The organism is Acetobacter sp. DmW_136, assembly GCF_008690365.1.
GTDB lineage: Bacteria > Pseudomonadota > Alphaproteobacteria > Acetobacterales > Acetobacteraceae > Acetobacter > Acetobacter oryzifermentans.
Genome location: NZ_VHON01000094.1, coordinates 1 through 844 on the forward strand (window position 1 = coordinate 1; position 844 = coordinate 844).

Consider the following 844-nt stretch of genomic DNA (forward strand, 5'->3'; position numbering starts at 1 on the left):
CACCGGAATGGTGATCAGAAAGATGATCAGCAGCACCAGCATCACATCCACAAGCGGTGTGGTGTTGATGGCGGAGACGACGTCGTCTTCCCCGCCACTATCGCCAATCTGCATGCCCATAAGCGCTCTCCTTAGGCTTGACCTGACCGATTATCCGACGCGGTTGGATACCGTGGCTGTGGTGGGGGAGTTGTCCGGGCGCACCTCAATCTGCTCTGCAGCCGCACCGTGGCGCACACCCCCGATCAGGATGGACTGCAGGTCAGACGCAAAGTCACGCACTAGATCCATGGCTGTCTTGTTGCGGCGTACCAGCAGGTTGTAGCCCAGAACGGCCGGCACGGCGGTTGCCAGACCAATGGCCGTCATAATCAGGGATTCACCCACAGGCCCCGCCACCTTGTCGATGGATGCCTGACCGGCAATGCCGATAGCTGTCAGCGCGTGGTAGATCCCCCACACCGTGCCGAACAGACCGATGAACGGAGAGGTGGAGCCCACCGTGCCCAAAAAGGCCAGGCCCTTTTGCAGGCTGTTCTGGATGTTGTTCACCGCGCGCTGAATGGACATGCCCGTCCAGCTATGCAGATCAATGCTTTCCTGCATCGTGCCTTCATGGTGCTCGGCCGCCACAATACCGGTATCAGCAATATAGCGGAATGGGGATGTGGAGGTGAGAGCTGAAGCGCCTTCCTGAATACTGTGTTTGGTCCAGAAGCTTTTGGTGGCTTCCTTGGCGGCGGCAAACAGGCGAGCCTGCTCAATGAACTTGGTGATCATGATATACCATGTGCCCAAAGACATGATGAGCATGATCAGCAGCACGCCGCGGGCGATGATATCA

Annotated in this window: 2 protein-coding genes; both read right to left on the reverse strand. The window is 57.9% G+C overall.

Annotated elements, in window-relative coordinates:
- Positions 1–120 (reverse strand): biopolymer transporter ExbD (locus FKW31_RS15820; RefSeq protein ID WP_193562099.1); only part of this gene is annotated, 120 nt, incomplete at its 3' end.
- A gap of 30 nt (positions 121–150) precedes the next feature.
- Positions 151–844, reverse strand: a 694-nt coding sequence (locus tag FKW31_RS15825) for a MotA/TolQ/ExbB proton channel family protein (protein WP_150179064.1), incomplete at its 5' end; no start/stop codon positions are given.